This window comes from Kribbella sp. NPDC005582 (assembly GCF_040605415.1).
Classification (GTDB): domain Bacteria; phylum Actinomycetota; class Actinomycetes; order Propionibacteriales; family Kribbellaceae; genus Kribbella.
In genome coordinates, this window is record NZ_JBEXCU010000001.1 from 969797 (window position 1) to 994713 (window position 24917).

Consider the following 24917-nt stretch of genomic DNA (forward strand, 5'->3'; position numbering starts at 1 on the left):
TCAGGCGCGGCCCAGCTTCTTGAGGACGCGGAGGGCGCCGGTCATGACCTCGGCGTAGGTCTTGTCCGACAGGCCGTGCGAGGCCGCGATCGGCAGCAGCCGCTGAGTCGCGATCGCCTGCGGATCGACGTACCGGCGGAGGCCTTCGACGCCCTGCCGGCGGCCGACTCCGGAGGAGCGCATGCCACCCATCGGGGTGTCGATCGAGCCGAACGTCGCCGCGTAGCCCTCGTTCACGTTGACCGTGCCGGCGACCAGCTGGGCCGCGACCGCGCGACCACGGCGGGTGTCCCGCGTGTAGACGCTGGCGTTCAGCCCGTACTCGCCTTCGTTGGCACGCTGGATCGCCTCGGACTCGTCCGAGAACCGGTAGATCGACACGACCGGCCCGAAGGTCTCGTTGTCGAAGCACTCCATCGCGGGGGTCACCCCGGACAGCACGGTCGGTTCGTAGAACAGCGGGCCGATCTCCGGCCGCGGCTTCCCGCCGGCCAGCACGACAGCACCCTTGGCCTTGGCGTCCTCGACGTGCCGGGTCACCGTCTCCAGCTGCGCCTTCGAGATCAGCGAGCCCATGTCGACGTCCCAGCCGGTCCCGGCCGACAGCTTCAGCTTGTTCACCCGCGCGACGAACGCGGTCACGAACGCGTCGTACACCTGATCGGCGACGTACAGGCGCTCCATCGAGACGCACAGCTGACCGGCACTCGAGAAACAAGCCCGTACGGCGCCCTCCGCCGCACGCTGCACATCGGCATCACGCAGCACGAGCATCGGGTTCTTGCCACCGAGCTCCAGGCTGAAACCGATCAGTCGCTCGGCCGCCTGCTTCGCGACCAGCCGCCCGGTCTTCGTGGAACCGGTGAAGCAGATGTAGTCGGAGTTCTGGATGATCGCGCCGCCGACCGTCGGGCCGTCGCCGTTCACCGGGATCCACGCCTCGCGCGGCAGACCCGCGTCGTACAGGAGCTCGATCGCCCGGAGCGCGGTCAGCGGGGTCTGGCTGTCGGGCTTGTGCACGACCGCGTTCCCAGCCAGTACGGCGGGCAGGCCGTCGGCCATCGCCATGCTGAGCGGGTAGTTCCACGGCGAGATGATGCCGACAACGCCCTTCGGGACGAACCGCTGCTCCGCGCGGGTCAGCACCGGAAACATGCCGAGCTTGCGCTGCGGATCGAGCAGTTCGTGCGCCTTGCGGCCGTAGTACCGGGCGGTGAGCGCGACGTGCGCGACCTCCTCGAAGGCCTGCTTGCGCGCCTTGCCGGACTCCCGGATCACCAGGTCGACCAGCTCGTGCCGGTGGTCCAGCACCAGGTCGTGATAGCGCAGCAGGATCGCGGCCCGCTCGTCCAGCGGCACCCGCCGCCAGCTCAGCTGGGTCTTCCGCGCCGAGCGCACCGCACCGAGCACGTCGTCCGGGCTGGAGACGGGCAGGTCCGCGATCGGCTGCCCGGTCGCCGGCGCGTACGACGTCCGCGTGCCGGCCGAGGCCCGCAGCAGCCCCGACAACCGGCGGATCACCGACTGATCGGTCGCGTACGACGCGGTCGGGTCGAGCTCCGGGTCGGCAGGAATCGACGTCTGCTCACTCATCTGCCCAGGCTACCTGCCGGTAATAGAAAGTGTCAGTAGCGGAAGTCGTGTTCGTGTCCCCCTGCACGTGCAGATGCATTGCCCTAGGCTGGACGGCTGAACGTCGTGGAGGGGTGGAAGGTCGAGATGGTGGACAGCGGGGGGCTCTTCACGCCTCCTGAGGACGAGCTCGGTGAGGCGCTGCAGACCGCCCAGGTACTGATCGAGGAAGGCCGGGCCGACGAGGCCGGGCCCTATCAGCAGCGCGTGATCGAGCTGGCCCGGGAGCGGGCCGAGAGCAGCCCGAACCACTACGAGGCCAAGCACCTGATGGCCGCGACGCAGTACGAGCTGGCCGGCTCGCTGAACGCGTCGGGACGGCACGAGGAGGCGTTGGCCGCGCTCCACGAGGCGCAGCTGGGCTACACCGAGCTGAGCGACGCCGGTGTGCTCGACGCCACATCCTTCCTGGCCGATATCCGGGCACGGCGAGCGATGACGCAGGCGCACCGCGGTCGCGGGGCCACCGCCGTACTGGAGATGGACGGCGCGGTGATCTCGTACGGCCAGCTCGTCAGCGGCGAGGACGGCCTGCGGCACCAGCCGGACTTCGCCCGCGTGCTCGCGATGAACGCCCTGATCCTGCGCCGGTACGGCGATCCCGCGCTGGCCGTCGCCTCCGCGGACGCGGCCACCCAGCTGTTCCTGCAGCTCGCCGACCAGATCAACGAGAGCCCGCAGTCCCTGTCCTACGCCCGCTACCTCTGTACGGCGACCGCCGTATCCGCCGACGTCCACGCGGCCGAAGGGCGACTGGACCTGGCGCTGGAAGCAGATGAGATCGGCCTGACCACGGCCGACACCCTGGCCGACTCGGACTCCGCGTCCGACATGCGCACACTGGTCGCCGCGCTCACCCGCAAGGGCAAGCACCTCGGCATCGTCGGGCGACTGATGGAGGGCGAGACCTGCCTCCGCACTGCGTTCGACACCGATGCCGAGACGGCTGCTCGCGTCACCGAGGAGCTGGAGCGCGGTCTGCCGCTGACTCTGGTCACCGCATTGGAGAACGCCGAGATCAAGCTCGGTCCGTTCGAGCAGTACTTCCGCCTGCTCGCCTTGGCCGAGCCGGCACCGGGGATGACGCTCGCGACCGTCTCCGGCCGTACCGATCCTGAGTCGGCCGCGGTGCGCGCCGCCGAGCTGGCCGAGCTCGTCCCGCAACTGCTGGTGCAGGACGTGGACACCGCACTGACGCTCGGCGTGGAAGCGCACTACCTGTTCGCGATCTCCTCGGAGCGCGAGTCACACCGGATGCGGTACGAGACCAGCACCTACGCCCCGATCTGGGCGAAGCTGCTCCGCGACATCTCCGGCGCCTACTACCAGTCGGGCCGGCTCGAGCTCGCTCTCGACCTCGCCGTCTGGTGCGCCGAGGTGGCGACCGCGCTGATCCCGTTCACCGACGACGATCCCGAGATGAAGGATCTGGCCGCCGACTGCTACCGCCACCACGGCGATCTGCTGGCCGCGACCGGCGACCTCACGGCCTCCCAGCACGCCCACGAAGCCGCTCAGCAACTGCTGACCGGGCCGGAGCGGCGGATCGGCTGATCAGTCCTGCTGGGGCTTGAGTGCTCCGACGAACAGACCGGCCTCGACCTCGGTCATCCCGGTCTCGGAGACCACCAGGGCCGTTGCCTGATGCAACTCACCGGCCGCCTTCAAGGCGCGGGTCCGCTCGGCCAGGTTCGTCCCGGGCGTCCGCATCAGCGGAGTCTTCTTGATCGGCGGCACGTACGTCCCGTACCGGATCTCGTCGACGATCTGCTTGGACTTCTTCAGATCGAGATCGGTCCGGTCCCGCACCACCTTCACGGCGTTCACCATCCGCTTCGAGGTGATCAGGAACCGCACCTGATGGACGTCCTCCGACGTCAGCATCGCGCGCGCGGCCGAGAGGGCGGCATTGTCGGCGTCCTGGTCGCGGTTGCGGCGGCTGAACAGTCCCATGGCGGCAATCCTTCCAGAGTTCACCAAGCCCCGCGTCCGCGCCGCACGTCGCTCACCCCGCCAGGAGGGTCAGGATCTCCGGCAACGCGCGCTCGCCGAGCTCGCGATCGGCCGCCTCGGTACCGCCACGGGCCATCCGCTGTCCCGCATCCTTCGGCCTTTCGCCCGGCAGCACCGTCCGATGGCCGGCTTCAGCACCGATCACCAGCCGGGTCGGCAACGAACCGCGCCGCCGGACGATCTCCTCCGCGAACTCCACCGCAGGCCAGACCTTGTCGTCACCACCGGCGATCAGTAGCACTTCACGAATCCGCTCGACCGGAATCCGAGCTGTTTCAACGTCCTCGGCCGTCCGCAGACTCTCGCGGTACAACGATGTGTAGCTCGGCGGATCCTCGTCCGGCTGCCAGTCCGCGGCGTACCGGACGAACGGCAGCGGCGCACCGCGCCAGGTCCACGCCGATCGCTGGCTGCCGTCCTCGTCGACGCGACCCCACACATAGGCACTCGGAGCGAAGGCGACCACCGCGTCCACCCGGGCATCGAGGGCGCCGAGCAGCAACGCCGCCTCGGCACCCCACGAGTTGCCCATCACCACAAGCCGGTCGTTCCGCTCCGCGAGCTCGTCGAGCGGGAACGACTCCAACGGCACCTCAGGCCTCACGGTCCATGCCGGCGCCAGTACGTCGTACCCCGCGTCGCGCAGGATCCGGGCTCGATCCAGGTCCGGCGTACCGCTGGAGCCGTGCAGGATCAGGAGCCCGGTGCTCAACCGACGACGACCTCGACCCGCTGGAACTCCTTGAGCTCCGTGTAGCCGGTGGTGGCCATGGCGCGCTTGAGAGCGCCGACCAGGTTCATGGTGCCGTCCGGGACCCAGGAAGGCCCGAAGAGGATCTGCTCCATGGTGCCGGTGACGCCGACCTCGACGCGCTCGCCGCGGGGCAGATCTGCGTGCCAGGCCTCGGCGCCCCAGTGGAAGCCACCGCCGGGAGCGTCGCTGGCCCGAGCCAGCGGGGAACCGACCATGACCGCGTCGGCGCCGCAGGCGATCGCCTTGGCGACATCGCCGGAGCGACCGACCGAACCGTCAGCGATCACGTGCACGTAGCGACCACCGGACTCGTCCATGTAGTCACGCCGCGCCGCGGCCACATCGGCCACCGCGGACGCCATCGGCACTGCGACTCCGAGCACCTTGCGAGTCGTGTGCGCAGCACCGCCACCGAAGCCGACCAGTACGCCGGCCGCGCCGGTCCGCATCAGGTGCAGAGCGGCCTGATGCGTGGCGCACCCACCGACAATGACCGGTACGTCGAGGTCGTAGATGAACTGCTTGAGGTTCAGCGGCTCGGCCTGACCGGAGACGTGCTCGGCGGAGACCGTCGTACCGCGGATGACGAACAGGTCGACGCCCGCGTCGACGACGTGCTTCGCGAACTGCTTGGTCCGCTGCGGCGACAGCGCGCCGGCCACCGTGACACCGGAGTCGCGGATCTCCTGCAGCCGCTGGGAGATCAGCTCGGGCTTGATCGGCGCCGAGTAGATCTCCTGCAGCCGGTGCGTGGCCAGCTCACGATCGAGGGAGGTGATCTCCTCGAGCAGCTTGGCCGGGTCCTCGTACCGGGTCCAGAGACCTTCGAGGTTCAGCACCCCGAGGCCGCCGGCCTTGCCGATCGCGATCGCCGTCGCCGGCGACATCACCGAGTCCATCGGCGCGGCCAGGATCGGCAGCTCGAACCGGTACGCGTCGATCTGCCAGGCGACCGAGACCTCCTCGGGATCCCGGGTCCGGCGCGACGGCACGATCGCGATGTCGTCGAACGCGTACGCCTGCCGCCCGCGCTTGGCCCGGCCGATCTCGATCTCGGTCATCTGGTGTCCTTCGCTTGCGGGCGGGTCAGCGGCCGGAGTAGTTCGGCGCTTCGACCGTCATCTGGATGTCGTGCGGGTGCGATTCTTGCAGGCCGGCCGAGGTGATCCGGACGAACCGGCCCTTCTCCTGCAGCTCGGGCACCGTGCGGGCGCCGGTGTACCACATCGACTGGCGCAGGCCGCCGATCAGCTGGTGCGCGACAGCCGACAGCGGGCCGCGGTACGGCACCTGACCCTCGACGCCCTCGGCGATCAGCTTCTCGTCGCTGCCGACATCGCTCTGGAAGTAGCGGTCCTTCGAGTACGACTTGCGCAGCCCGCCGGACTGCATCGCGCCGAGCGAACCCATCCCGCGGTAGGCCTTGAACTGCTTGCCGTTGATGAAGACCAGGTCACCGGGCGACTCCTCGCAGCCGGCCAGCAGCGAGCCGAGCATGACGGTGTCCGCACCGGCGACGAGCGCCTTCGCGATGTCACCGGAGTACTGCAGGCCGCCGTCGCCGATCACCGGGACGCCGGCCGGCTTGCAGGCCAGCGAGGCCTCGTAGATGGCGGTGACCTGCGGGACACCGACGCCGGACACGACCCGCGTCGTACAGATCGAGCCGGGGCCGACGCCGACCTTCACGCCGTCCGCGCCCGCGTCGACCAGCGCCTGGGCGCCGCCGCGGGTACCGACGTTGCCGCCGACCACGTCGACGCCGCGGGTGGCCGGGTCGGCCTTGAGCTTGCGGATGATCTCCAGCTGCGCCTGCGAGTGACCGTGCGCGGTGTCCACCACGAGCAGGTCCACGCCGGCCTCGACCAGCGTCATCGCGCGCTTGTAGGCCTCACCGAAGAAGCCGATCGCACCGGCGACCCGCAGCCGGCCGGTCTCGTCCTTGGTGGAGAGCGGGAACTTGTCCCGCTTCACGAAGTCCTTCAGCGTGATCAGGCCGGTGAGCTTGCCGTCCGCGTCGACCAGCGGCAGCTTCTCCACCTTGTGCTTGCTGAGCAGACCCATGGCCTCGTCGGCCGAGATGCCCTGCCGGCCGGTGATCAGCGGCTGCTTGGTCATCACCTCGCGGACCGGCCGGTTCATGTCGCTCTCGAACCGCATGTCACGGTTCGTCACGATGCCGACCAGGACACCGGCGTCGTCGACGACCGGCACCCCGGAGATCCGGTACTGCGCGCAGAGCGCGTCGGCCTCGCCGATGGAGGCCTCCGGGCCGATGGTGATCGGCTGCGCGATCATTCCGGACTCGGAGCGCTTGACCAGGTCGACCTGCTGGGCCTGGTCCTCGATCGACAGGTTGCGGTGCAGCACGCCGAGCCCGCCCTGGCGGGCCATGGCGATCGCCATCCGCGCCTCGGTGACGGTGTCCATCGCACTGGACAGCAGCGGGATGTTGACCTCGATGTTGCGGCTCACCCGGGACCGGGTGACAGCCTCGGAGGGGATGACGTCCGACTCGTTGGGCTGCAGCAGCACGTCGTCGAAGGTCAGGCCGAGCGCGGCAAACTTGTCGGGAACTCCAGCGGGTGTGATGTCCATGGGAAAAACGAGCACCTTTGTCCGGTGAGAACGGACCACCATCGTATGCCGCTGTCACCCGGAGTCAGAATCGGTCTCCCCAACGACCAAAGGCCCGGGCAGTAGCCCGGGCCCTGAATCGGTGCTCAGTTCACTTCGAGCGGCGGTTCAGCACCCCGAGGATCCGCAGAACGGTCTTGTCGTCGATCGAGCCGTGCGTGCGCTCGATCGCCGCGTGCCGCCCCTCCGGGTAGACCCCGGTGGAGTGCTTGCCCTTCGCGTACTGGTCGCGGAGCGAGCCCGTCGTCACCTTGCCGCTGGAGTGCTTGCCGGTCAGCTTCAGCCCGTTACCGAAGAACTGCGCTCCGCTCGACTGCTCGGCCGGCGCCGGCAGTACCGGCGCGACCACCTTGGTGACGAGCTCCGCGACCTCGTCGACCGGCTTGCTCTCGTCGACCGGCTTGCTCTCGTCGACCGGCTTGGTGTCGTCGGCCGGCTTGGTGTCGTCGGCCGGCTGGTCACCGAGCGGCGGCGTACTGGGCTCGACGTCCTCGGTCGGCTTGCCGTCACCGGTCTCACCCGGCGCGTTCGTGTCCTGGCCCGGCTGCGAACCGGTGTCACCCGGGTTCGTGGCCGGGTTGCCGGTGTCACTCGTCGGCACCGTGGTCGGGTCCGAGCTGGCCGGATTGCCCGGGTTGCCGGTCTCGCCGTTGTTGGTCGGCGTGGTGGGCTGGTTGGTCGGCTCCGTCGACGGCGGCGTGGACGGCGGATCCGTCGGCTCCGTGGTCGGCGGCGGAGTCGTCTCGGGCGGGTTGCTCGGCTCGGTCGTCGGCTCGCCGGTCGGCGGCGGGTCGGACGGCTGCGTCGTCGGGTCGCCCGGCTTCGGGTCGACCGGCGGCTGGGTGGGCTGCGTCGGCTCCGGCACCACGACCGGCTGCTCGATCACCGACGGCTTCGTCTCCACGGCCGGACGCGCGAGCGGCGGCTCCGGGTCGACGTTCGCCTGCGGCGGCTCGCCGTTGGCCAGCGTCCGGTCCTGCTCGGCGTCGGCGGCCTTCTCTTCCTGCTTCTTCTGGAAGTTCTTCTGGACCTTGACGATCTTGGCCTTGTCGAGGACCGGGAACCCGTCGAGCTGTTCCTTCGGGAAGTCCGTCGATGGCGTGACCGCCTCGGTGATCTTCTCGATCACCTTCTCGTACGGCGACAGCGGGTTGCCGTTGACCGCCGCGGCCACCCCGGACACCGACAGCGCGGCCACCGCGGCGACACCCAGCGCGAAACCACGGGCCGCCATCTTCCGGGCGAACGGGTCCGTCACCGGGTTCAGCGCCGCACAACGCGCCAGGAAACTGTCGGCGTCGTCGATGGTCTCCACCGGAAGTTCGTCCTCGACCTCCACGGCCAGCCGCAGCTCGGCCAGCAGTGCGACGGCCGGGTCGTGCTCGCCCGCGAACCGTGCGGACTCTCCTCCAGCAGCCAACAGATCGAGCAGTGCGTCATCGGCGTCGATCGCGTCCAAATCGAAACGGTCAGCCATGATGCCCCTCCCCTGCTCCTCGTCCCTCATGCCCCACATACCCCCTGAGCGTGTTCAACGCCCGATGCTGTGCGACCCTCACCGCCCCCGGTGTCATCCCCAGTGCCCGGCCGGTCTCCTCGGCTGACATTCCCGCCACTACCCGGAGCCGCAGGATCTCCCGCAGCTTCTCCGGCAGCTTCTCCATCAGGTCCGTGATGCGCTGGACCTCCGAGTGCCGAACCGCATGCTCCTCAGGCGTCGGCGACTCGTCCGCTCCGTCCGGCAGGTCCGGCGTCGTGACGTCGGCGACCGCGAACGCGCGCTGGGCATCGGCGACCTTGCGGGCCGCGATGCCGTAGATAAAGGCCTCGAAAGGCCTTCCCTCGTCACGGTACCGGCCCAGAGCGCCGAACACCGCGACACAAACCTCTTGTGCGACGTCGTCGACCATGTCGGCGCCGCCGGGGTAGGTCCACAAACGGGACCGTACATAACGGTGCGCGACTGCGCGCACCCTGGTGAGCAGGTCGTTGAGAGCTGTGTGGTCCCCGTTGGCGGCAAGCGCCGCTAGATCCCTGAGCTCGACCCGGTCGTGGGTGTGCGGTACTCGGACCTCAGTCACCCCTCGCCCCCTCGTGTCGGACCGGTCAGCGTGAAAGATGGTACGGCTCTCACCTCTTGCTTGCCTAGTGGCAGTGGGTGGCCACTTCCAGCCATTTCCTCACAATCTGTAACTACTGGCGCGTACGATTCGCCAACGCCTCGACCTCCGCCGTCACCAGGGCCGCCGGATCGACGTCCATCCCCTGGAAATGCCCGGCCAGCTCGAGCGACAGCACCCCGTGCACGCGGGTCCAGAACAGCAATCCACGCCGTACGGCGGTCGCCGGCGGCCCGGCGGCTTCGACGATCACGGTCATCACCTCGTCCGAGATCGCGGTCGTGTCCGCGGGCGCGTGATACCCGGGCACGGGCGTCCCGTAGATCAACAGGTACCGGTGCGGATCCACGAGCGCCCACTCCCGGATCGCTCCGGCCAGGCCGACCAGATCCGCACCACCGTCGTACGCCGCCCGTACGGCGTCGGCCAAGCTGCGATAAGCATCGCGGATCAGCGCGGTGATCAGCTCGTCGCGATTGGCGAAGTACCGGTAGAGGGCCGGGCCGCTGACACCCATCTGCTTGGCGATCGCGTTCAGCGAGAGTGCGGCGACTCCGGCCGTGGCGATCTGCTCCCAGGCGTGCTGCTTGACCTCGTCCCGGACCTGCTCGCGGTACCGCTCTCTCGGACCCATGGTTAGAAGTTCTCACTTTTCTTATTGACTCTCAACTTCTCCTCGTTATACCTTCTAACTAACGCGATAACCACTAAGGAGAACCTGATGAGCATCACCGCCCTGATCGCCGCCACCGCACTGCTCGCCGGCCCTGCACCCGCCACCGCTCCGGAACCACTGAGCTGCCAGGGGCAGACCGTGGACCAGAGCGCGAAGATCAGCTACCGGAGCGAGATTTTCGTCAAAGCCCCGGTGAGCAAGGTCTGGAAGCTGCAGACCGACCTGAAGAACTGGCCGCGCTGGCAGAAGCCCGTCGCCACCATCGAGCGCCTCGACCACGGCCGGCTGCGCCCAGGCTCGGCGTTCCGCTGGACCACGCCGGTGCCGGCAACGCCGGCGGCCCCGGCGACCACCCTCGTGATCACCTCCACGATTCACCAGCTCAAGCACAACCAGTGCCTGCGCTGGACCGGCCCCGCGATCGGCGAGGGCCTGCGCATCGACCGCGGCGTCCACGTCTGGAACTTCGAAGCGGTCCGCGGCGGCACGATCGTCCGTACCGAAGAGACCTGGACCGGCGCTCAGGTCGAAGCCATGCCCGAGCTCTCCCGCCAGTTCCTCGGCCAAGGCCTCGAGGCCTGGCTCACCGACCTCAAAACCGCCGCCGAACACACCAACGGATAACCCATCGTGTGAACCGTTCTCACCCCCGTATACGAGCGGAGAAGTGTCAACGGGGACGGATATCCGTCCGCGGGCAGCGGGGTGGGATCACGTGGGGGGTTGGAAGTGCAGGAGGTGAGTGGCTTGGGGGCCTGCCCAGTCGATGGGGGTACGGGCGGTCTCTTGCCAGCCTGCACGGCGGTAGAGGGCGATCGCCGGGGAGTCCGGCTTGTCGACCACCTCGAGGGTGAGTCTCCGCCCCCACTCGGCAGCCGTGCTGACACAGTGCTCGAGCAGGCGCCGCCCGACGCCCGCACGCGTTGCCTGCGGGTCCACGAACAGTCGCTCGACCGCCGCGCCGCCTTGCTTGTCTTCCGTGAGTACGACGTGGCCGGCCACCCGGTCGTCGACGACGGCCACCCAGCAGCCGAGCCGGTTGACCGGGGTCAGCCAGGCGTGCGGATCCGCGGGCCAGTTCACCGGATAGCCGGCGAGCTCGTGTACGTCGCGGAGCAGCGCAACGCAGGTGTCGAGGTCCGCGTCGGAGCGCTCACGAATCACGAGACCACCCAAGCACATAAAGAACACCGCCCCGGCACACGAGGTGCCGGGGCGGTGCGGGTGGAGCTTGGTGCCTGAGGTCAGTGACCGTGGCCGTGGCCGTGACCGGCTGCGGCGGGCTCTTCGTCCTCGGGCTTGTCGACGACCAGGGTCTCGGTCGTCAGCAGCAGCGCGGCGATGGAGCCGGCGTTGGCGAGCGCGGACCGCGTCACCTTGACCGGGTCCAGGACACCCTGCGCGAGCAGGTCGCCGTACTCACCGGTGGCGGCGTTGAAACCGCTGCCGATCTCGAGCTCCGCGACCTTCGAGGTCACGACGTAGCCCTCGTAGCCGCCGTTCTCGGCGATCCAGCGCAGCGGCTCGACGACCGACTTGCGGACGATCCGGACACCGGCGAGCTCGTCGCCCGCCAGGCCCAGGCCGTCGTCGAGCACCGTGGCAGCGTGCACCAGAGCAGAGCCGCCACCGGCGACGATGCCCTCTTCGATCGCGGCGCGCGTCGCGGAGACGGCGTCCTCGATCCGGTGCTTCTTCTCCTTGAGCTCGACCTCGGTGGCCGCGCCGACCTTGATCACGCAGACGCCGCCGGCGAGCTTCGCCAGCCGCTCCTGCAGCTTCTCGCGGTCCCAGTCGGAGTCGGTGCGCTCGATCTCGGCCTTGATCTGGTTGACCCGGGCCTCGATCTCGTCGGCCTTGCCGGCACCCTCGACAACGGTGGTGTTGTCCTTGGTGACGACGATCCGGCGCGACGTACCGAGCACCTCGAGGCCGACCTGGTCGAGCTTCAGCCCGACCTCGGGCGCGATCACCTGGGCGCCGGTGAGGGCGGCCAGGTCCTCGAGCATCGCCTTGCGGCGGTCACCGAAGCCCGGCGCCTTGACGGCGACGGAGGTGAAGTTGCCGCGGATCTTGTTCACCACGAGGGTGGACAGGGCCTCGGCCTCGACGTCCTCGGCGATGATCAGCAGCGTCTTGCCGGACTGCACGACCTTCTCCAGCAGCGGCAGCAGGTCCGCGATCGCGGAGATCTTGCCCTGGTGGATCAGGATGTACGGGTCCTCCAGCACCGCTTCGCCGGCCTCGGCGTCGGTGATGAAGTACGGCGAGATGTAGCCCTTGTCGAACTGCATACCCTCGGTGAACTCGAGCTCGGTCCCGAAGGTGTTCGACTCCTCGACGGTGATCACACCGTCCTTGCCGACCTTGTCGAACGCGTCCGCGATCAGGGCGCCGATCTCGGCGTCCCGGGCGGAGATGGTGGCGACGTGGGCCATGTCGCCCTTGTCGTCCACCGGCCGGGCGGTCTCGACGAGCCGCGCGGAGACGGCCTCGACAGCCGCCTCGATCCCGCGCTTGAGGCCCATCGGGTTGACCCCGGCGGCGACGGCCCGCAGGCCCTCGTGCACCAGCGCCTGCGCCAGCACCGTCGCGGTGGTGGTGCCGTCACCGGCGACATCGTTGGTCTTGGTCGCGACCTCCTTGGTCAGCTGCGCACCAAGGTTCTCGAACGGGTCGTCCAGCTCGACCTCACGGGCGACGGTGACACCGTCGTTGGTGATGGTCGGCGCGCCCCACTTCTTGTCCAGGACGACGTAGCGGCCCTTCGGGCCCAGCGTCACCTTCACCGTGTTCGCGAGCTTGTCGACGCCACGCTCCAGCGCGCGCCGGGCGTTCTCGTCGAACTCGAGGATCTTCGGCATGAAGAAAACCAGTCCTTTTCTGAATGTCTCGTTGCAAGCTTCGAACGCAGTCCCACTGTCCTGACCCACTCCGCCCCGGTGCCTAGGGCGTGTCTTCCAATTCCGCGCCGTAGCGAGCATGTGCTCGGTGCGGTGGCTCGGTGCGCTGGGGCGGAGGCCTCGATGCTGTTCCATCGTGGCCTTTGCACCAGTGCGGCGAGGTGCCGTGCCGAGTGCAGCGCAGTAGGCGTGGGATTGGGAGACACGCCCTGGGGCGACCGGGGCGGTGTCAGTCAGGAACAGTGGGCGGTCGTCACTTGCTGACGACTGCGAGGATGTCGCGGGCGCCCAGGATCAGGTAGTCCTGGCCGTCGTACTTGACCTCGGTGCCGCCGTACTTGGAGTAGATGACCTTGTCGCCGACGGCGACGTCCAGCGGGACGCGGTTGCCGTTGTCGTCGATCCGGCCCGGACCGACGGCCAGGATCTCGCCCTCCTGGGGCTTCTCCTTGGCGGTGTCCGGGATCACCAGACCGGACTTCGTGGTCTGCTCGGCTTCGAGCGGCGCGACGAGGACGCGGTCCTCGAGCGGCTTGATCGTGACCGACACTTGCTGACCTCCACGGTCGAAATTCGCACTTTTGTCTGTGGTACTGCGCGGTCGCGCTCCCCTGCCGTCGCGGGGCTCAGGAGGCCGGACCGTTGGCACACTCATACCGAGAGTGCCAACACCGAATCTAGGCCGCGATTAGCACTCGGTCAACTCGAGTGCCAAACAAATCTCCCCGAGCGGACACTCCGGGCAACCAACAACCCGGTACCGGTGTCCAACTCGCTACCGGATCCCGACTCGCGGATCCCGTCTCAGGGGAGAACAAGATGTTTCGTCGCCTGCCGATCGCGGCCCTCGCCGGGGCCGCCCTTGTCATCAGCCCGCTCGCGGTGACCGCCGCGTCCGCGGCACCACTCAGCCAGTGCGACTCCACGACGTACCGGAACGTCGGCGGCGGCTGGACCGTCTACGTCCCGAGCGAGTGGGAGAGCACCAGCATCACCTGCAACCTCGAGTACGGCGACAACCCGCACCGCGACCCGAAGAACCCATTCGGCGACCCGGCCCGGGCGATTCAGTCCCTGCAGAGCAACCTGAACTACTGCTACGGCTCCAAGCTGTCCAAGGACGGCCGGTACGGCGCCAAGACTCGCGACGCCGTGAAGGCGGTGCAGAAGAAGCTCCGGCTGCCGGCCGACGGCGTCTACGGGCCGCAGACTCGGTCGGCGATGAAGTGGCGGATGTACAACCCGACCACGAAGGTGTGGAGCAAGGGCTGCTACGACAAGCTCTGAGCAGTCAGGCGTGTGCGGATAGTGGTCATGCGCTGGCCTAACGCAGGCCGGCGTGGGACCGTCTTCTCATGGCTTTCACGCTGCCCAAACTGCCGAAACTCTCCGGCCGCACCCTCGTGGTGCTCGCCGCCGTAGGTGCGTTGGCGGTCGGTGCGGTCGCGGCGAACGCCTCCAAGCAGCAACAGGCGGCCGCTCCGAAGCCTGCGAGCGACCAGGCGGCACCGCTCGCAGCGACCAAGGCCGGCGACCAGACCGCCCTGGAGGCTGCGGCCGCAGCCGAGGCCAAGCTGGTCCAGTGCCGCTCGGCCCGGCTCATCCCGGTCAACAAGACCTGGGGCATCCCGATGCCGTCGGTCAACGGCAGCTCCAGCACCAACTGCAACCTCAAGTACGGCGATACGCCGCACCGCGGTTCGGACCGGACCGGTGACCCGCAGACCGCCATCCAGGTACTGCAGCGGAACCTGAACTCCTGCTACGGCAGCAAGCTCACCGTCGACGGCATCTACGGCAAGAACACCCGCGCCGTGGTCACCATGGTCCAGCGCAAGCACAAGATCATCGCGGACGGCATCTACGGCCCCAAGACTCGCTCAGCGATGAACTGGCGCCTCTACTCCACCTCCACCCGCACTTGGAGCAAGACCTGCTCGAGCCCGCTCTAAACTGCGCGGGTGACTCTCACCGCCCTACTGGACGCGCCCGAGGTCCTGGCGGCCGCATGTGCGGAGTACCAGGCAGGTAGAGAGCTACAGCTCGTCGAGAAGCTCCGTCGCCGGTACGACGGCGCTCTGGTCAGTGCCGCCGTCACCCAGGCCGCACTGCGCCACCGGGCGGCCGCGAAGTTCGGTGCGGATGCTGCGCTGATGTACTTCACGCCTGATGGCTATGAACAGGCCACTCGCACCGTGGTCGGCACACACCGGGCCGCACGGATCGCTGCGGCGTTGCCCGGCAGCAGTGTGATCGATCTGGGCTGCGGAATCGGTGGCGACCTGATCAGCGCCGCCCGCGCCGGCCTGCGAGTCACCGGCGTCGAACGCGACCCCGAAACCGCTGCAGCCGCGCGCGCGAACCTCGCTGCGCTTGACCTGCCAGGCGAGGTGCTGGTCGGCGACGCCGAGTCCGCCGACCTCACGCCGTACGACGTGGTGTTCGCCGACCCGGCGCGGAGAGCGGACGGACGCCGAGTGTTCGACCACAACGCCTACTCGCCGCCGTGGAGCTTCATCACTGGACTGCTGGAGCGGACTGCCTGCGTGAAGGTCGCACCGGGGATTCCGCACGACGCCGTGCCCGATGGGGTCGAGGCGGAGTGGATCAGCGATGCCGGTGAGGTGAAAGAGGCCGCACTGTGGTCAGGCGCGCTGTACTCCGGCACTGCGCGACGAGCGACACTGCTGCCCGGCGGGGCGACCGTGACCGACGCACCGGAGACCGACAGCGGTCCGGTCGGCAACTACCTCTACGAACCGGACGGAGCCGTCGTACGAGCCGGCCTGGTCACGGCCGTCGCCGCCGCGGTCGACGGCTGGCTGCTCGACCCGCGGATCGCGTACGTGACCGCGGACAAGCTCGTGCCTACGCCGCTCGCATCGGCGTACGAGATCGTCGAGGAACTGCCCTACAAGGAGAAAGCCCTGCGCGCCTGGGTACGCAGCGCTGACATCGGCACCCTCGAGATCAAGAAACGCGGCATCGACCTGGACCCCGCCGTACTCCGCAAAAAGCTCGCCCCCAAAGGCACCACCTCCGCCACCCTCGTCATCACCCGCATCGGCCGCGACGCCGTCGCCTACTCCTGCCGCCGCATCTGAGACCCGACTTGCATTCGATCTGTATTCGAACATATGATCGACCGAAGAGCGGGCCCCCGGGCGGTTAGCCGGCGGACGAGGTGCTGCGTCCAGTTGATGCACTCCCCGGGGGCCCGCCACTAAGCCGTCACCCCTCGTTCACCCACCCCCGGCACGCTGACCAGAACCGGTCGGCCGCTGACCGCTCACCTGGGGCAAGCGGCAATCCCCCACCCCAGGCTTCTCTCCCGCCGAGCCCTTCCCCGCCCGGCGGACTCCCCCCGCACGCCAGCGCACCGGCCTTCACCTAGCAAGCAGCGCACCGCCGCACCGCTACCACCGCATCGCCTTCCACGAACTTGCACCACAGCGCGGTCCCCTCCACGCTGCTACCGCCTGCACGTTCCGCACCGCCGAGCGTCCCGCGCGCCCCCTCGGCGCACCGGGCACCGCGCGCCCTCTCCACGCCGCCGCGCTGCTGCCGCGCCCATGCGCCGCGCCGCCGCACGTCCCCTCCACGTGCCGCCGTGCCGCTGCCGGGCAGACGCGCCCCCTCCACGCACCGCCGTGCCGCTGCCGCGCGCACGCACCGCCGTACACACCCTCCACGTGCCGCCGTGCCGCTGCCGCGCAGACGCGCAGCGCCGCCGAGCATTCGCCGCGCACCGCGCGCTCCCTCGGCCCACCGCGCACCGCGCCCCCTCCACGCACCGCCGTGCAGCTGCCGCGCGCACGCAGCGCGGTACACACCCTCCACGTGCCGTCGTGCCGCTGCCGCGCGCACGCGCAGCGCCGCCGTACGCACCCTCCACCTGCCGTCGTGCTGCTGCGCGCGCACGCACAGCGCCGCCGTACGCACCCCGCCACGTATCGCGGTGCTCTATGCGCGCCAGCACCGCACAGCCGAGCGTCCGCCACGTATCGCGCATCCCAGCCGGCTCCCCCGGCACACCAAGCGCCGCCCCCCTCCACGCACCGCTCATCGCGCGCCCCTCCATGCACCGGTCTCCCGGCACCACCCATGTCGCGCCCGTCTCGGGTGCCCAACCTGCCGCCCCAAACCGGTTCGGGGAGCATGCACCCCCGATCCAGTCCTGGATCCGCCCCAAACCGGTTTGGGGCCGCGAGGCGAGGGCCGGAGTTGGGGGCGAACCCCATGGCCGGGGGTGTGGACAGGTAATACCTTGTTCTCGCCCACGACGTACTGGTTCCAGGCGACGAAGCTGTCGTAGTCGTGTGCATGCCCGCGGTTGTGGTTCACGGATGCGTACTGTCACCCAGTGGCAGTGGCACTCCGTGAAGCGGAGCGTCGCCTGTTCCGCCTCCATGTAGCGGGGGATGTGGGGTGCATGTTGGGCCGCTCAGGGCTGAAATGTTCCCCGGCCCCGGCGATGGGAACGTCTGGTCGCTGACCTTGCGACACCTCAGCCGCGGTCGGCGCCCCGAAGGCGTCGCCGGCTGCTCCGGGTTCGAGCGCAGCCGAGGACGAAGCTCGGCCGAGGACGTCCGCGGTGGCTGATGCCGGCTCCGGCCGACGTACAGCGTGTGGGTTGAGCGACGCGGTGGCTGAGGTGCTGGCGAGGCTGCGACCACCTATCCGTTGCCTGAGGTTCCGGGCTGTGGTTGCCCCGACCGACCAGTCACCTTGAGCACCCCTCGACCAACCGCAGCCACGAGACTTGGTCGACCGGTGCTCAAAGTCATCACCGTGCTCACCTTGAGCACCCCTCAGTCACTTGTACGGCGGGGAGATGGCTGGTGCGTGCTCAAGGTGCATTCGGCGAGTGACGCCAACGACCTCACCTCGAGCATCGCGTGGGTGGGGAAAGCGGCTACTTCGGGTTGGTGACGCGGATGCGCTCTCGGACTGGTAGGCGGAGGCGGGTCCAGGCGACGTTGAGTACGGCGGTGGCGGTGGAGGTCGGCGACTCGGCGGTGGGCCACTGAAGGTCTTCGGGCACGAACTCGCCGGAGCCGGTGAGCGCGTACTCGGTGAAGGTGGCGACCAGGGCGTTCCAGTCGTGGGTGCGGTGGAGCATGGCGTGGGTCTCGCCGGCGAGGCAGACCAGCGAGACCGGAGTACCGGCGGCGCGGAGGCGATTGGCGTAGGCACGGGTGTCACCCGGCGAGGTGACCGTGTCATCGTTGCCGTGGGCAAACATCACCGGCGGTCGCAGCGCGATGAGCGGCTCACTAGACGGTAGCCAGGGCGCGAGCCCGAGTACGCCGGCCACCCGCGGGTGATCGCCGGCCGCGACGACCGCACGCCCGCCCATCGAATGACCGATGAGCACCACTCGCTCGAACGGCAGCGCGTCGAGAACCGAGCGGAGGTCAGTCGCGGGATCGCCCACGTCGTTCCAGCCGCGGTAGCGGTAGCGCATCAGCCCGACAGCGGCCGTCGGCACTGCAGCGCGCGCGGCCGCCGCGAGCGGCCACATGCGCAGAATGGGGGCGCGCCACGAGCCCGGGTTCTTGTGCGAGTGCTCGTAGCCGCCGTGCGCGAGCAGCACAAGGTCAGTTGCGCCGGGCGGACTGAACAGCAGGTCGACGCCGGGCTGGCTCACTGAGCGCCGTACAGCTCAGCAGGGTCGTGGCGGATGACCATCATGCGCTTCGGGTCGGCCAGTTCCTCGAAGCCGTGCCGGCGGTAGAGCTCATGCGCGTCCAGCGTCGCCAGCATCAGCCGGCGGAGGCCCTTCAGATCGGGGTGGTCGAGCAGCGCCTCCACCACGAACTTCCCGAGTCCGTGCCCGCGGTATTCCGGCAGCACGAACACATCCGCGATCCACGCAAAGGTCGCGCGATCGGTCACAGCCCGCGCAAACGCAACCAGCTCCCCGGTTGCCGCATAAACACCGACATTCAGCGAGCCCTCGATCGAGCGCGCCACCACGTCCCGCGGTACGCCGGGCGACCAGTACGCCGTACTGAGGAAGCCGTGCACGGCGTCGACATCGATGCGGTTCACATCGTCGTCGGCCTCGAAGCCCTCCGGGTGTGACCACTTCACTTGTTCAGCACCTCCGTGATCGGCATCGACGAGTCCGCGGGCAGCCCCAGCGGCGACGGCGACTTGCCGGCGCGCACGAGCTCGGAGCCGAGCGCCGCGACCATCGCACCGTTGTCGGTACACAGCCCAGGCCGCGGAACCCGTACGGCGATGCCTGCCGCGGCGCACCGCTCTTCGGCCATCTGGCGGAGCCGGGAGTTCGCCGCGACACCGCCACCGATCAGTAGGTGCTCGAAACCGCGATCCTTGCAGGCGTCGATCGCCTTGCGGGTCAGCACATCGCAGACCGCCTCCTGGAAGGCCGCGGCGACGTGGTTCACCGGTACGTCCTCGCCGTCGCGGCGCCGTGACTCGACCCAGCGGGCGACCGCGGTCTTCAAGCCGGAGAAGGAGAAGTCGAAGCGGTGCTGCTCGAGATCGCGCTGCGACGTCAGTCCGCGCGGGAACCGGATGTACAGTCGGTCGCCGCCGTCACGGGCTGCCTTGTCGATGTACGGACCGCCGGGGAATGGCAGTCCCAGCACACGCGCCACCTTGTCGAACGCCTCGCCGGCAGCGTCGTCGATCGTGCTGCCCATCGGCTGCACGCCCTCGGTGATGTCCTCGACAGCGAGCAGCGACGAGTGCCCGCCGGAGACGAGCATCGCGATGGCACCCTTCGGCAGGTCTCCGTGCTCAAGTGTGTCGACGGCGACGTGCGCGGCCAGGTGGTTGACGCCGTACAAGGGTTTGTCGAGCGACAGCGCGAGACCCTTCGCTGCCGCGACGCCGACCAGGAGCGCGCCGGCGAGACCGGGTCCGCTGGTGACGGCGACCGCGTCCACGTCGGTCGGCTTGATCCCGGCGGTCTCGCACGCGCGCCGGATGGTCGGTACCATCGCCTCGAGGTGCGCCCGGCTGGCCACCTCCGGTACGACGCCGCCGAACCGCGCATGCTCCTCGACACTGGAGGCGATCGCGTCGGCGAGCAGCGTCTGCCCGCGCACGATCCCGACTCCGGTCTCGTCGCACGACGTCTCGATCCCGAGGATCAGAGGCTCTTCTTTACTCACGCTGTCTCCCGCCACCGCATGATCACTGCATCTTCGCCACCGGCGTAGTACCCGCGCCGCCGGCTGATCTCGTCGAACCCGAACCCGCCGTACAGGCCGATCGCCGAATCGTTGCTCGCGGCAACCTCCAGCAGCACCGTCCGTCCGGCGCACCGCGCGAGCGCGGCCTTCATCAACTGCCCGCCGATCCCGGTACGCCGTTCCGCCGGCGCCACCGCGATCCGCAACAACTCCACCACGTCCACCTCGACCGGCGGTACCAGCAGCACGACGTACCCGGCGACTGTCCCTTCGTCGGCCACGAGGATCACTCGATCCTCAGCCAGCCGATCGAATTCACCCTGCCAGGCGGTCGCACTCCAGGCCTCGGCCCCGAAGCACACTTCATCCAGCTCCACGATCGCCGGAAGGTCTTCGATGACTGCCGGCCGGATAGCCGGTCTCACTTGGTCAACACGCTCTTGGGCCCACCCGACATCGTCACATCCGGCCGCCGCAGGTACAGCGGGTCCGGCGCGACGACTTCCAGCGTCCCCAGTGCCACACCACGAGCAAGTACCTCGGCCGACGGGTACTCCACCACTTCATCAGCAGGAGCACTCAATGCGTCGGCGTACAGCACTGCGCCTCGGCCTATGACAGGCAGGCCCGCGAGCACGTGGGCTACGTCGGCTGGTTTGTCGACGGCGGGGCCTTCGAGGCGACGGCGGCTGCCGTCCGGAGCAGGGCCGTCGTACAGGGCCCAGTAGATCTCTTTGCGGCGGGCGTCGGTGGCGACGGCGACGGGGAGCGACAACGTCGACTGGTGGGCGAGGATGTCGAGGCTGCAGACGCCGGCAACCTCGATGCCCAGTACGTCGGCCATGACGCGCGCCGTGACGAGCCCGACGCGCAGGCCGGTGAACGGGCCAGGCCCGACGCCGACGGCGATGCGGGTCAGGTCGCGAGCCGTGCAACCGGCTTCCAGTAGCGCAGCGGCGATCGCGGGCGCCAACAGCTCGCCATGGCGGAGAGCGTCGACGGTGGTCGAGGACGCGGCGATTGCCCCGCTGACCGGGTCGGCGATCGCGACGGTAACGGCGGCACTCGAGGTGTCGAAGGCAAGCAGCATGTCAGTTCTTCTCCAGTACGGACACCCGGACGCCGGACGCGGCCCAGCGCGGACCCACGGGGGTGATGCGCAGTTCACGCGTCTCGTCGGTGTCGTCGTCGCCGCGGGTCACCACGATGTCGAGCCGGTCGGGCGCGAGCGCCTCGGCCAGGCCGTGGCCCCATTCGACCACGGTGACCGCCTCGTCGAGACTCGCGTCCAGATCGAGGTCGTCCAGTTCTGCGAACCCACCGAGCCGATACGCGTCCACGTGCACCAGCGCAGGCCCACCACTCAACGACGGATGCACCCGCGAGATCACGAACGTCGGCGACGTGATGTCACCACGCACCTTCAGCCCCGACCCCAGTCCCTGCGTGAACGTCGTCTTCCCGGCCCCGAGATCACCCGACAGCACCAGTACGTCGCCCGCCTGCAACTGCCCGGCCAGCTCCGCACCGATCGCCCGCATCTCCTCAGCCGTCGGCACGGTCCGCTCGATCGGCATCGCCTTGGCATAGATCAGGTTGTGGTCCTGCTGCTCGACCACCGAGTACCCACGACGCCGCCAGAACTCCACGGTGTCCGGCAACTCCACCCGCGCGACCAACCGCACCCGCGTGAGCCCACGCCGTACGGCGACCGCCTCGGCGCAGCCGACCATCGCGGACGCGACCCCGTGCCCCTGGTGCCGCGGGTCCACCGAGACCCGGCGCAGCACGAGCACATCGCCGGCCACCTCGAACAGCACCGCGCCCGCGGGCTTGCCGTCCACGCGGACCAGCAGGCCGCCGTACTGGGCGATCGCCTCCCCCACCGTGGTCGCGTTCTCGCTCAACGCCGTCGACGGCGGATCGAGCACCCGGCGCGCGGAGAAGGCGTGGTGGATCACGTTGACGATCTCGTCCACGTGCTCGGACGTCGCGTCGACGACATGCAGGTCGGTCATGTGCTCATCATTCCAAAGAGAGTTCGGCTCGCTCGATCATCCCAAGAAGGGCGGCGGTGAACTCACGGTGGTGCTCGATCAGGCCGAGATGACCGCAGTTGGCAACCTCGACCAGCTCCGCCCCGGGCACCCGGCGGACGATCTCCTCGGCGTGCGCGAACGGCGTCAGCGCGTCCTTGTCGCCGCCGATCACCACGCACTCGACCTTCTGCAGTGGCTCGAGCGACTCGTACTTGTCGTGCAGCGCGAAGATCGGATAGAAGTCCGCGATCACCGAGATCGGCGTCGCCGCGATCATCTCGTTGACGAACTCGGTGAACGCCGGCGGCACCTCGGACCCGAACGAATACTTCCGGGTCAGCAGGTAGCTGATGTCCGTCCCCGCCTTTCGACCGCGCTCGACCGCGTCCGGAACCCGAGCCAGCGCCGAGACCGTCGGCGTGGCCAGCTGCCGCAACCACCGACCAGGCAGCCCGGGCAGGATGATCGGTACTTCGTCCAGCCGACCCGCGCTGGTGGAGCACAGCCCGACCCCGATGATCCGATCGCCGAAGAGCTCCGGGTGCTGGTCGGCGAGCGCCATGATCGACATGCCGCCCATCGAGTGCCCGATCAGGATCAGCGGACCGGTCGGTGCGTACTCCGAGATGATCCCGTGCAGGTCGCGACCGAGCTGGTCGATGCTGATGTTCTCCTTGGGCGACCGGCCGGAGCGCCCGTGTGAGCGCTGGTCGTAGAAGACCATCGTGCCGATCCCGGCCAGGTCGCGGCGCTCGAAGTGCCACGCGTCCATGTTCAGCCCGTAGCCGTGCGCGAAGACCACTGTCAGGTCCTCGGGCGGCAGCGGCAACTTGCGCCCAAAACGCTTCTTCGGAGGCGGCGCCGGTCGCCGGGACCGCTTCAGCTCGTCGACCTCGACGTACAGCTCGACGCCGTCGTCGGCGGTGAAGATGTGCGGGGTGCCCCGCAGGGAGCCGAACGGCTCCGCCTCCAGCTGCGCGCGCTGCCCGGACCGGCGTCCGATCACCGTGCGCTCGACCGCTACCCCGGCGGCCGCACCGGCGGCCAGCACCCCGACCGCGGCTCCGATCAGGCCTGCGGTCCGTCCTACCTTCGGCATCGCCTACTCCTCGACCGGCGAACTGTCGACGTACCGGCGCGGGATCCGCGGCCCGAGCCGGGTGACGATCTCGTAGTTGATCGTCCGGGCGGCGTCGGCCCAGTCGTCGACGGTCGGCTCGCCGTCCGTCCCCGGGCCGAACAGCACGACCTCGTCCCCCGCGGCGACATCGTCGTCCTCGAGGTTCACCACGCACTGGTCCATGCAGATCCGGCCGACCACGCTGCGGCGCTGACCGGCCGACTGCACCGGTGCGCCGTTCGAGGCATGCCTCGGCAGACCGTCGCCGTACCCGAGTGGGATCAGGCCCAGCGTCGATGGCCGCGGCGCCGTCCAGGTCAGGCCGTACGAAACGCCGACCCCGGCCGGCACTCGCTTCACCATCGCGAGCCGGGCCTTCAACGTCATGGCGGGCCGCAGGCCCAGCTCGTCGGCCGTCAGCGCGTGCCCGAACGGCGAGAGCCCGTACGTCGCGACGCCCGGCCGAACCAGGTTGAAATGGGTCTCAGGCAGCGCCAACGTGGCACCCGAGTTGGCCAGGTGCTTGAACTCTGCCTCGACGCCGAACGACTCCGCCACGTCGATCGCCTCGAGGAAGGTCGCCAACTGCGCGTCGTTGATCGCACTCTTCGGCTCGTCAGACTGCGCCAGGTGGGACCAAATGCCCTTGATCTCGATCTGCCCGGCGGCCTGCGCACGCAGCGCGGCGCGGATCAACGCCGGCCACTCCTCCGGTACGGCGCCTCCCCGGCTCATGCCGGTATCGATCTTGAGGTGCACCCGGGCCGGGCGGTCATCGGCCGCGGCGGCCAGCTCGTCGATCTCCCACAGAGCTCCCGCGGACAGGTCGATTCCGGCCGCGACCGCGTCGGCGAGCGGCTCACCGGGAGTGGTCAGCCAGCAGAAGATCGGCCCGGTGTCACCGGCGTCGCGCAGAGCGAGCGCCTCCTCCAGCACAGCGGCGCCGATCCAGTCCGCACCGGCTTGGCGGGCCGCCCGGGCCACCGGCACGATGCCGTGCCCGTAGCCGTCGGCCTTCACCACGGTCATCAGCTGTGAATCCACGGCACGGTCACGCAACGTGGCCACGTTGTGCCGGATCGCAGCCAGGTCGACGATCGCCTCCGCGCGCGCCGGACGCTCGCGAGACGGGTCCCCACTGGGTGACTGGAGAGTAGCCATAGCTCTTCCAGTGTCTCAGGCGTTCGCGATCAATTCCGTCAGGGTCGCCATCTTGGAGAAAACTTGATCCGCGCCGGCCAGCTTCGCCGGGTCCGTCATCGCGGCGTACCCGAAGACCGTCATGCCGGCCGCGTTCGCCGCCGCGACCCCCAGCGGACTGTCCTCGACGACCACACAATTGCCCGGTACGACGCCCATCGTGGCGGCCGCGTGCAGGAACAGATCCGGCGCCGGCTTCCCGTGCGCGACGTCCTCCGCGCTGAAGATCCGCCCCTCGAACCGGTCCCAGAACCCGACCGCGGTGAGCGCCGTACGGATCCTTCGGTGGGTCCCCGACGAGGCGAGGCAGTACGGCGTACCGGCCGCGTCGAGCCAGTCGAGCACGTCCTCGACGCCCTCGATCGCCTGCAGGTCGGCGAAGCCGTCGAACAGCCGCTGGTGGTACCGGTCCTCGAGATCGGCCGGCAACGGCCGCCCGAGCTGGGCCTCGGTCTTCTCCCGCATCGACTTCATGCTGCCGCCCATGAAGTCCCGCACCGCTTCGTCGAACGTGTACGGCAGTCCGGCCTCGGTCAGCAGTTCGGCCAGGATGGTGTTGGCCAGCCGCTCCGAGTCCACCAGTACGCCGTCGTTGTCGAAAATCACCAGACCGGTCACGCAGGAACCCTACGCAACCGGTCCGGTCGTCCAACT

At 69.1% G+C, this 24917-nt stretch carries 25 protein-coding genes; 5 read left to right on the forward strand and 20 right to left on the reverse strand.

The features are described 5' to 3' along the window. Complete coding sequence (locus ABZS29_RS04795; RefSeq protein WP_355458604.1) at positions 1–1593, reverse strand: succinic semialdehyde dehydrogenase; 1593 nt, start codon at positions 1591–1593, stop codon at positions 1–3. Positions 1594–1719: 126 nt separating this feature from the next. On the opposite strand from ABZS29_RS04795, the gene ABZS29_RS04800 reads away from it, so the two are divergent. Continuing rightward, a complete protein-coding gene (locus ABZS29_RS04800; RefSeq protein WP_355458605.1) occupies positions 1720–3186 on the forward strand; it encodes a hypothetical protein in 1467 nt (488 codons plus the stop codon). Here the strand turns inward: ABZS29_RS04800 and ABZS29_RS04805 are convergent, their stop codons facing one another. From ABZS29_RS04805 to ABZS29_RS04835, 7 genes are all read right to left on the reverse strand, one after another. Beyond that, the gene (locus ABZS29_RS04805; protein ID WP_355458607.1) at positions 3187–3585 is read right to left on the reverse strand and encodes a hypothetical protein; all 399 of its coding nucleotides are present in this window, start codon (positions 3583–3585) and stop codon (positions 3187–3189) included. It abuts the gene before it with no gap. Between the two features lie 52 nt (positions 3586–3637). Beyond that, complete coding sequence (locus ABZS29_RS04810) at positions 3638–4357, reverse strand: alpha/beta fold hydrolase (protein ID WP_355458609.1); 720 nt, start codon at positions 4355–4357, stop codon at positions 3638–3640. Further along, positions 4354–5460, reverse strand: a complete 1107-nt coding sequence (locus tag ABZS29_RS04815) for a GuaB3 family IMP dehydrogenase-related protein (protein ID WP_355458611.1) — start codon at positions 5458–5460, stop codon at positions 4354–4356. The genes ABZS29_RS04810 and ABZS29_RS04815 overlap by 4 nt, the downstream gene beginning before the upstream one ends. A 25-nt stretch (positions 5461–5485) precedes the next feature. Beyond that, positions 5486–6997, reverse strand: coding sequence for an IMP dehydrogenase (gene guaB, locus ABZS29_RS04820; protein WP_355458612.1), 1512 nt, complete (start codon positions 6995–6997; stop codon positions 5486–5488). 130 nt (positions 6998–7127) lie between these two features. After that, positions 7128–8513 (reverse strand): hypothetical protein, encoded by a 1386-nt coding sequence (locus ABZS29_RS04825; RefSeq protein WP_355458613.1) that lies wholly within the window; start codon positions 8511–8513, stop codon positions 7128–7130. Next, the gene (gene shbA / locus ABZS29_RS04830; RefSeq protein WP_355458615.1) at positions 8506–9117 is read right to left on the reverse strand and encodes an RNA polymerase sigma factor ShbA; all 612 of its coding nucleotides are present in this window, start codon (positions 9115–9117) and stop codon (positions 8506–8508) included. The genes ABZS29_RS04825 and shbA overlap by 8 nt, the downstream gene beginning before the upstream one ends. A 112-nt stretch (positions 9118–9229) precedes the next feature. Next, the gene (locus ABZS29_RS04835) at positions 9230–9790 is read right to left on the reverse strand and encodes a TetR/AcrR family transcriptional regulator (protein WP_355458616.1); all 561 of its coding nucleotides are present in this window, start codon (positions 9788–9790) and stop codon (positions 9230–9232) included. Positions 9791–9877: 87 nt separating this feature from the next. On the opposite strand from ABZS29_RS04835, the gene ABZS29_RS04840 reads away from it, so the two are divergent. Continuing rightward, positions 9878–10456, forward strand: a complete 579-nt coding sequence (locus ABZS29_RS04840; protein ID WP_355458618.1) for an SRPBCC family protein — start codon at positions 9878–9880, stop codon at positions 10454–10456. Positions 10457–10543: 87 nt separating this feature from the next. On the opposite strand, the gene ABZS29_RS04845 is transcribed toward ABZS29_RS04840, so the two are convergent. The 3 genes from ABZS29_RS04845 to groES all read right to left on the reverse strand — a co-directional run bounded on the left by ABZS29_RS04845 (position 10544) and on the right by groES (position 13285). Continuing rightward, positions 10544–10996 (reverse strand): GNAT family N-acetyltransferase, encoded by a 453-nt coding sequence (locus ABZS29_RS04845; RefSeq protein WP_355458620.1) that lies wholly within the window; start codon positions 10994–10996, stop codon positions 10544–10546. Positions 10997–11076: 80 nt separating this feature from the next. After that, positions 11077–12696 (reverse strand): chaperonin GroEL, encoded by a 1620-nt coding sequence (groL, locus tag ABZS29_RS04850; RefSeq protein WP_355458622.1) that lies wholly within the window; start codon positions 12694–12696, stop codon positions 11077–11079. A gap of 292 nt (positions 12697–12988) precedes the next feature. Next, positions 12989–13285, reverse strand: a complete 297-nt coding sequence (gene groES / locus ABZS29_RS04855; protein WP_130384566.1) for a co-chaperone GroES — start codon at positions 13283–13285, stop codon at positions 12989–12991. Positions 13286–13554: 269 nt separating this feature from the next. Between groES and ABZS29_RS04860 the strand changes: the two genes are divergently transcribed. The 3 genes from ABZS29_RS04860 to ABZS29_RS04870 all read left to right on the forward strand — a co-directional run bounded on the left by ABZS29_RS04860 (position 13555) and on the right by ABZS29_RS04870 (position 15839). Continuing rightward, positions 13555–14022, forward strand: a complete 468-nt coding sequence (locus ABZS29_RS04860) for a peptidoglycan-binding domain-containing protein (protein ID WP_355458624.1) — start codon at positions 13555–13557, stop codon at positions 14020–14022. A gap of 68 nt (positions 14023–14090) precedes the next feature. Further along, positions 14091–14687 (forward strand): peptidoglycan-binding domain-containing protein, encoded by a 597-nt coding sequence (locus ABZS29_RS04865; protein WP_355458626.1) that lies wholly within the window; start codon positions 14091–14093, stop codon positions 14685–14687. 9 nt (positions 14688–14696) lie between these two features. Then, the gene (locus ABZS29_RS04870) at positions 14697–15839 is read left to right on the forward strand and encodes a class I SAM-dependent methyltransferase (protein ID WP_355458628.1); all 1143 of its coding nucleotides are present in this window, start codon (positions 14697–14699) and stop codon (positions 15837–15839) included. A gap of 1811 nt (positions 15840–17650) precedes the next feature. On the opposite strand, the gene ABZS29_RS04875 is transcribed toward ABZS29_RS04870, so the two are convergent. Genes ABZS29_RS04875 through ABZS29_RS04915 form a run of 9 tightly spaced genes read right to left on the reverse strand, consistent with a single transcriptional unit; the run spans position 17651 to position 24881 of the window. Beyond that, positions 17651–18385, reverse strand: coding sequence for an alpha/beta fold hydrolase (locus tag ABZS29_RS04875; RefSeq protein WP_355458630.1), 735 nt, complete (start codon positions 18383–18385; stop codon positions 17651–17653). Beyond that, positions 18382–18831 carry a GNAT family N-acetyltransferase gene (locus ABZS29_RS04880; protein WP_355458631.1) on the reverse strand — a complete coding sequence of 150 codons (450 nt, stop codon included), beginning with the start codon at positions 18829–18831 and terminating at the stop codon, positions 18382–18384. Before ABZS29_RS04880 ends, ABZS29_RS04875 begins: the two co-directional genes overlap by 4 nt. Then, on the reverse strand, positions 18828–19883 hold the full coding sequence (gene tsaD, locus ABZS29_RS04885; protein ID WP_355458633.1) for a tRNA (adenosine(37)-N6)-threonylcarbamoyltransferase complex transferase subunit TsaD: 1056 nt from the start codon (positions 19881–19883) through the stop codon (positions 18828–18830). The genes ABZS29_RS04880 and tsaD overlap by 4 nt, the downstream gene beginning before the upstream one ends. Continuing rightward, entirely contained in the window at positions 19880–20329 is a 450-nt protein-coding gene (locus ABZS29_RS04890; protein ID WP_355458635.1) for a GNAT family N-acetyltransferase, read from the reverse strand. The genes tsaD and ABZS29_RS04890 overlap by 4 nt, the downstream gene beginning before the upstream one ends. After that, positions 20326–20994, reverse strand: a complete 669-nt coding sequence (gene tsaB, locus ABZS29_RS04895) for a tRNA (adenosine(37)-N6)-threonylcarbamoyltransferase complex dimerization subunit type 1 TsaB (RefSeq protein ID WP_355458637.1) — start codon at positions 20992–20994, stop codon at positions 20326–20328. Before tsaB ends, ABZS29_RS04890 begins: the two co-directional genes overlap by 4 nt. Before the next feature lies 1 nt (position 20995). Beyond that, a complete protein-coding gene (gene tsaE, locus ABZS29_RS04900; protein ID WP_355458639.1) occupies positions 20996–21922 on the reverse strand; it encodes a tRNA (adenosine(37)-N6)-threonylcarbamoyltransferase complex ATPase subunit type 1 TsaE in 927 nt (308 codons plus the stop codon). Positions 21923–21929: 7 nt separating this feature from the next. Further along, on the reverse strand, positions 21930–23042 hold the full coding sequence (locus ABZS29_RS04905) for an alpha/beta hydrolase (protein ID WP_355458641.1): 1113 nt from the start codon (positions 23040–23042) through the stop codon (positions 21930–21932). A gap of 3 nt (positions 23043–23045) precedes the next feature. After that, positions 23046–24224: an alanine racemase gene (gene alr, locus ABZS29_RS04910; RefSeq protein ID WP_355458643.1), complete on the reverse strand. Its 1179-nt coding sequence runs from the start codon at positions 24222–24224 to the stop codon at positions 23046–23048. A 15-nt stretch (positions 24225–24239) separates the two neighbouring features. Then, positions 24240–24881, reverse strand: coding sequence for an HAD family phosphatase (locus ABZS29_RS04915; protein ID WP_355458645.1), 642 nt, complete (start codon positions 24879–24881; stop codon positions 24240–24242). Positions 24882–24917: the final 36 nt, after the last annotated feature.

Coding starts and splice junctions, on each gene's coding strand:
- ABZS29_RS04795 (WP_355458604.1), bottom strand. CDS start 1,593: ATGAGTGAGCAGACGTCGATTCCTGCCGACCCGGAGCTCGACCCGACC.
- ABZS29_RS04800 (WP_355458605.1), top strand. CDS start 1,720: ATGGTGGACAGCGGGGGGCTCTTCACGCCTCCTGAGGACGAGCTCGGT.
- ABZS29_RS04805 (WP_355458607.1), bottom strand. CDS start 3,585: ATGGGACTGTTCAGCCGCCGCAACCGCGACCAGGACGCCGACAATGCC.
- ABZS29_RS04815 (WP_355458611.1), bottom strand. CDS start 5,460: ATGACCGAGATCGAGATCGGCCGGGCCAAGCGCGGGCGGCAGGCGTAC.
- guaB (WP_355458612.1), bottom strand. CDS start 6,997: ATGGACATCACACCCGCTGGAGTTCCCGACAAGTTTGCCGCGCTCGGC.
- ABZS29_RS04825 (WP_355458613.1), bottom strand. CDS start 8,513: ATGGCTGACCGTTTCGATTTGGACGCGATCGACGCCGATGACGCACTG.
- ABZS29_RS04835 (WP_355458616.1), bottom strand. CDS start 9,790: ATGGGTCCGAGAGAGCGGTACCGCGAGCAGGTCCGGGACGAGGTCAAG.
- ABZS29_RS04840 (WP_355458618.1), top strand. CDS start 9,878: ATGAGCATCACCGCCCTGATCGCCGCCACCGCACTGCTCGCCGGCCCT.
- groL (WP_355458622.1), bottom strand. CDS start 12,696: ATGCCGAAGATCCTCGAGTTCGACGAGAACGCCCGGCGCGCGCTGGAG.
- ABZS29_RS04860 (WP_355458624.1), top strand. CDS start 13,555: ATGTTTCGTCGCCTGCCGATCGCGGCCCTCGCCGGGGCCGCCCTTGTC.
- ABZS29_RS04865 (WP_355458626.1), top strand. CDS start 14,091: ATGGCTTTCACGCTGCCCAAACTGCCGAAACTCTCCGGCCGCACCCTC.
- tsaB (WP_355458637.1), bottom strand. CDS start 20,994: ATGCTGCTTGCCTTCGACACCTCGAGTGCCGCCGTTACCGTCGCGATC.
- tsaE (WP_355458639.1), bottom strand. CDS start 21,922: ATGACCGACCTGCATGTCGTCGACGCGACGTCCGAGCACGTGGACGAG.
- ABZS29_RS04905 (WP_355458641.1), bottom strand. CDS start 23,042: ATGCCGAAGGTAGGACGGACCGCAGGCCTGATCGGAGCCGCGGTCGGG.
- alr (WP_355458643.1), bottom strand. CDS start 24,224: ATGGCTACTCTCCAGTCACCCAGTGGGGACCCGTCTCGCGAGCGTCCG.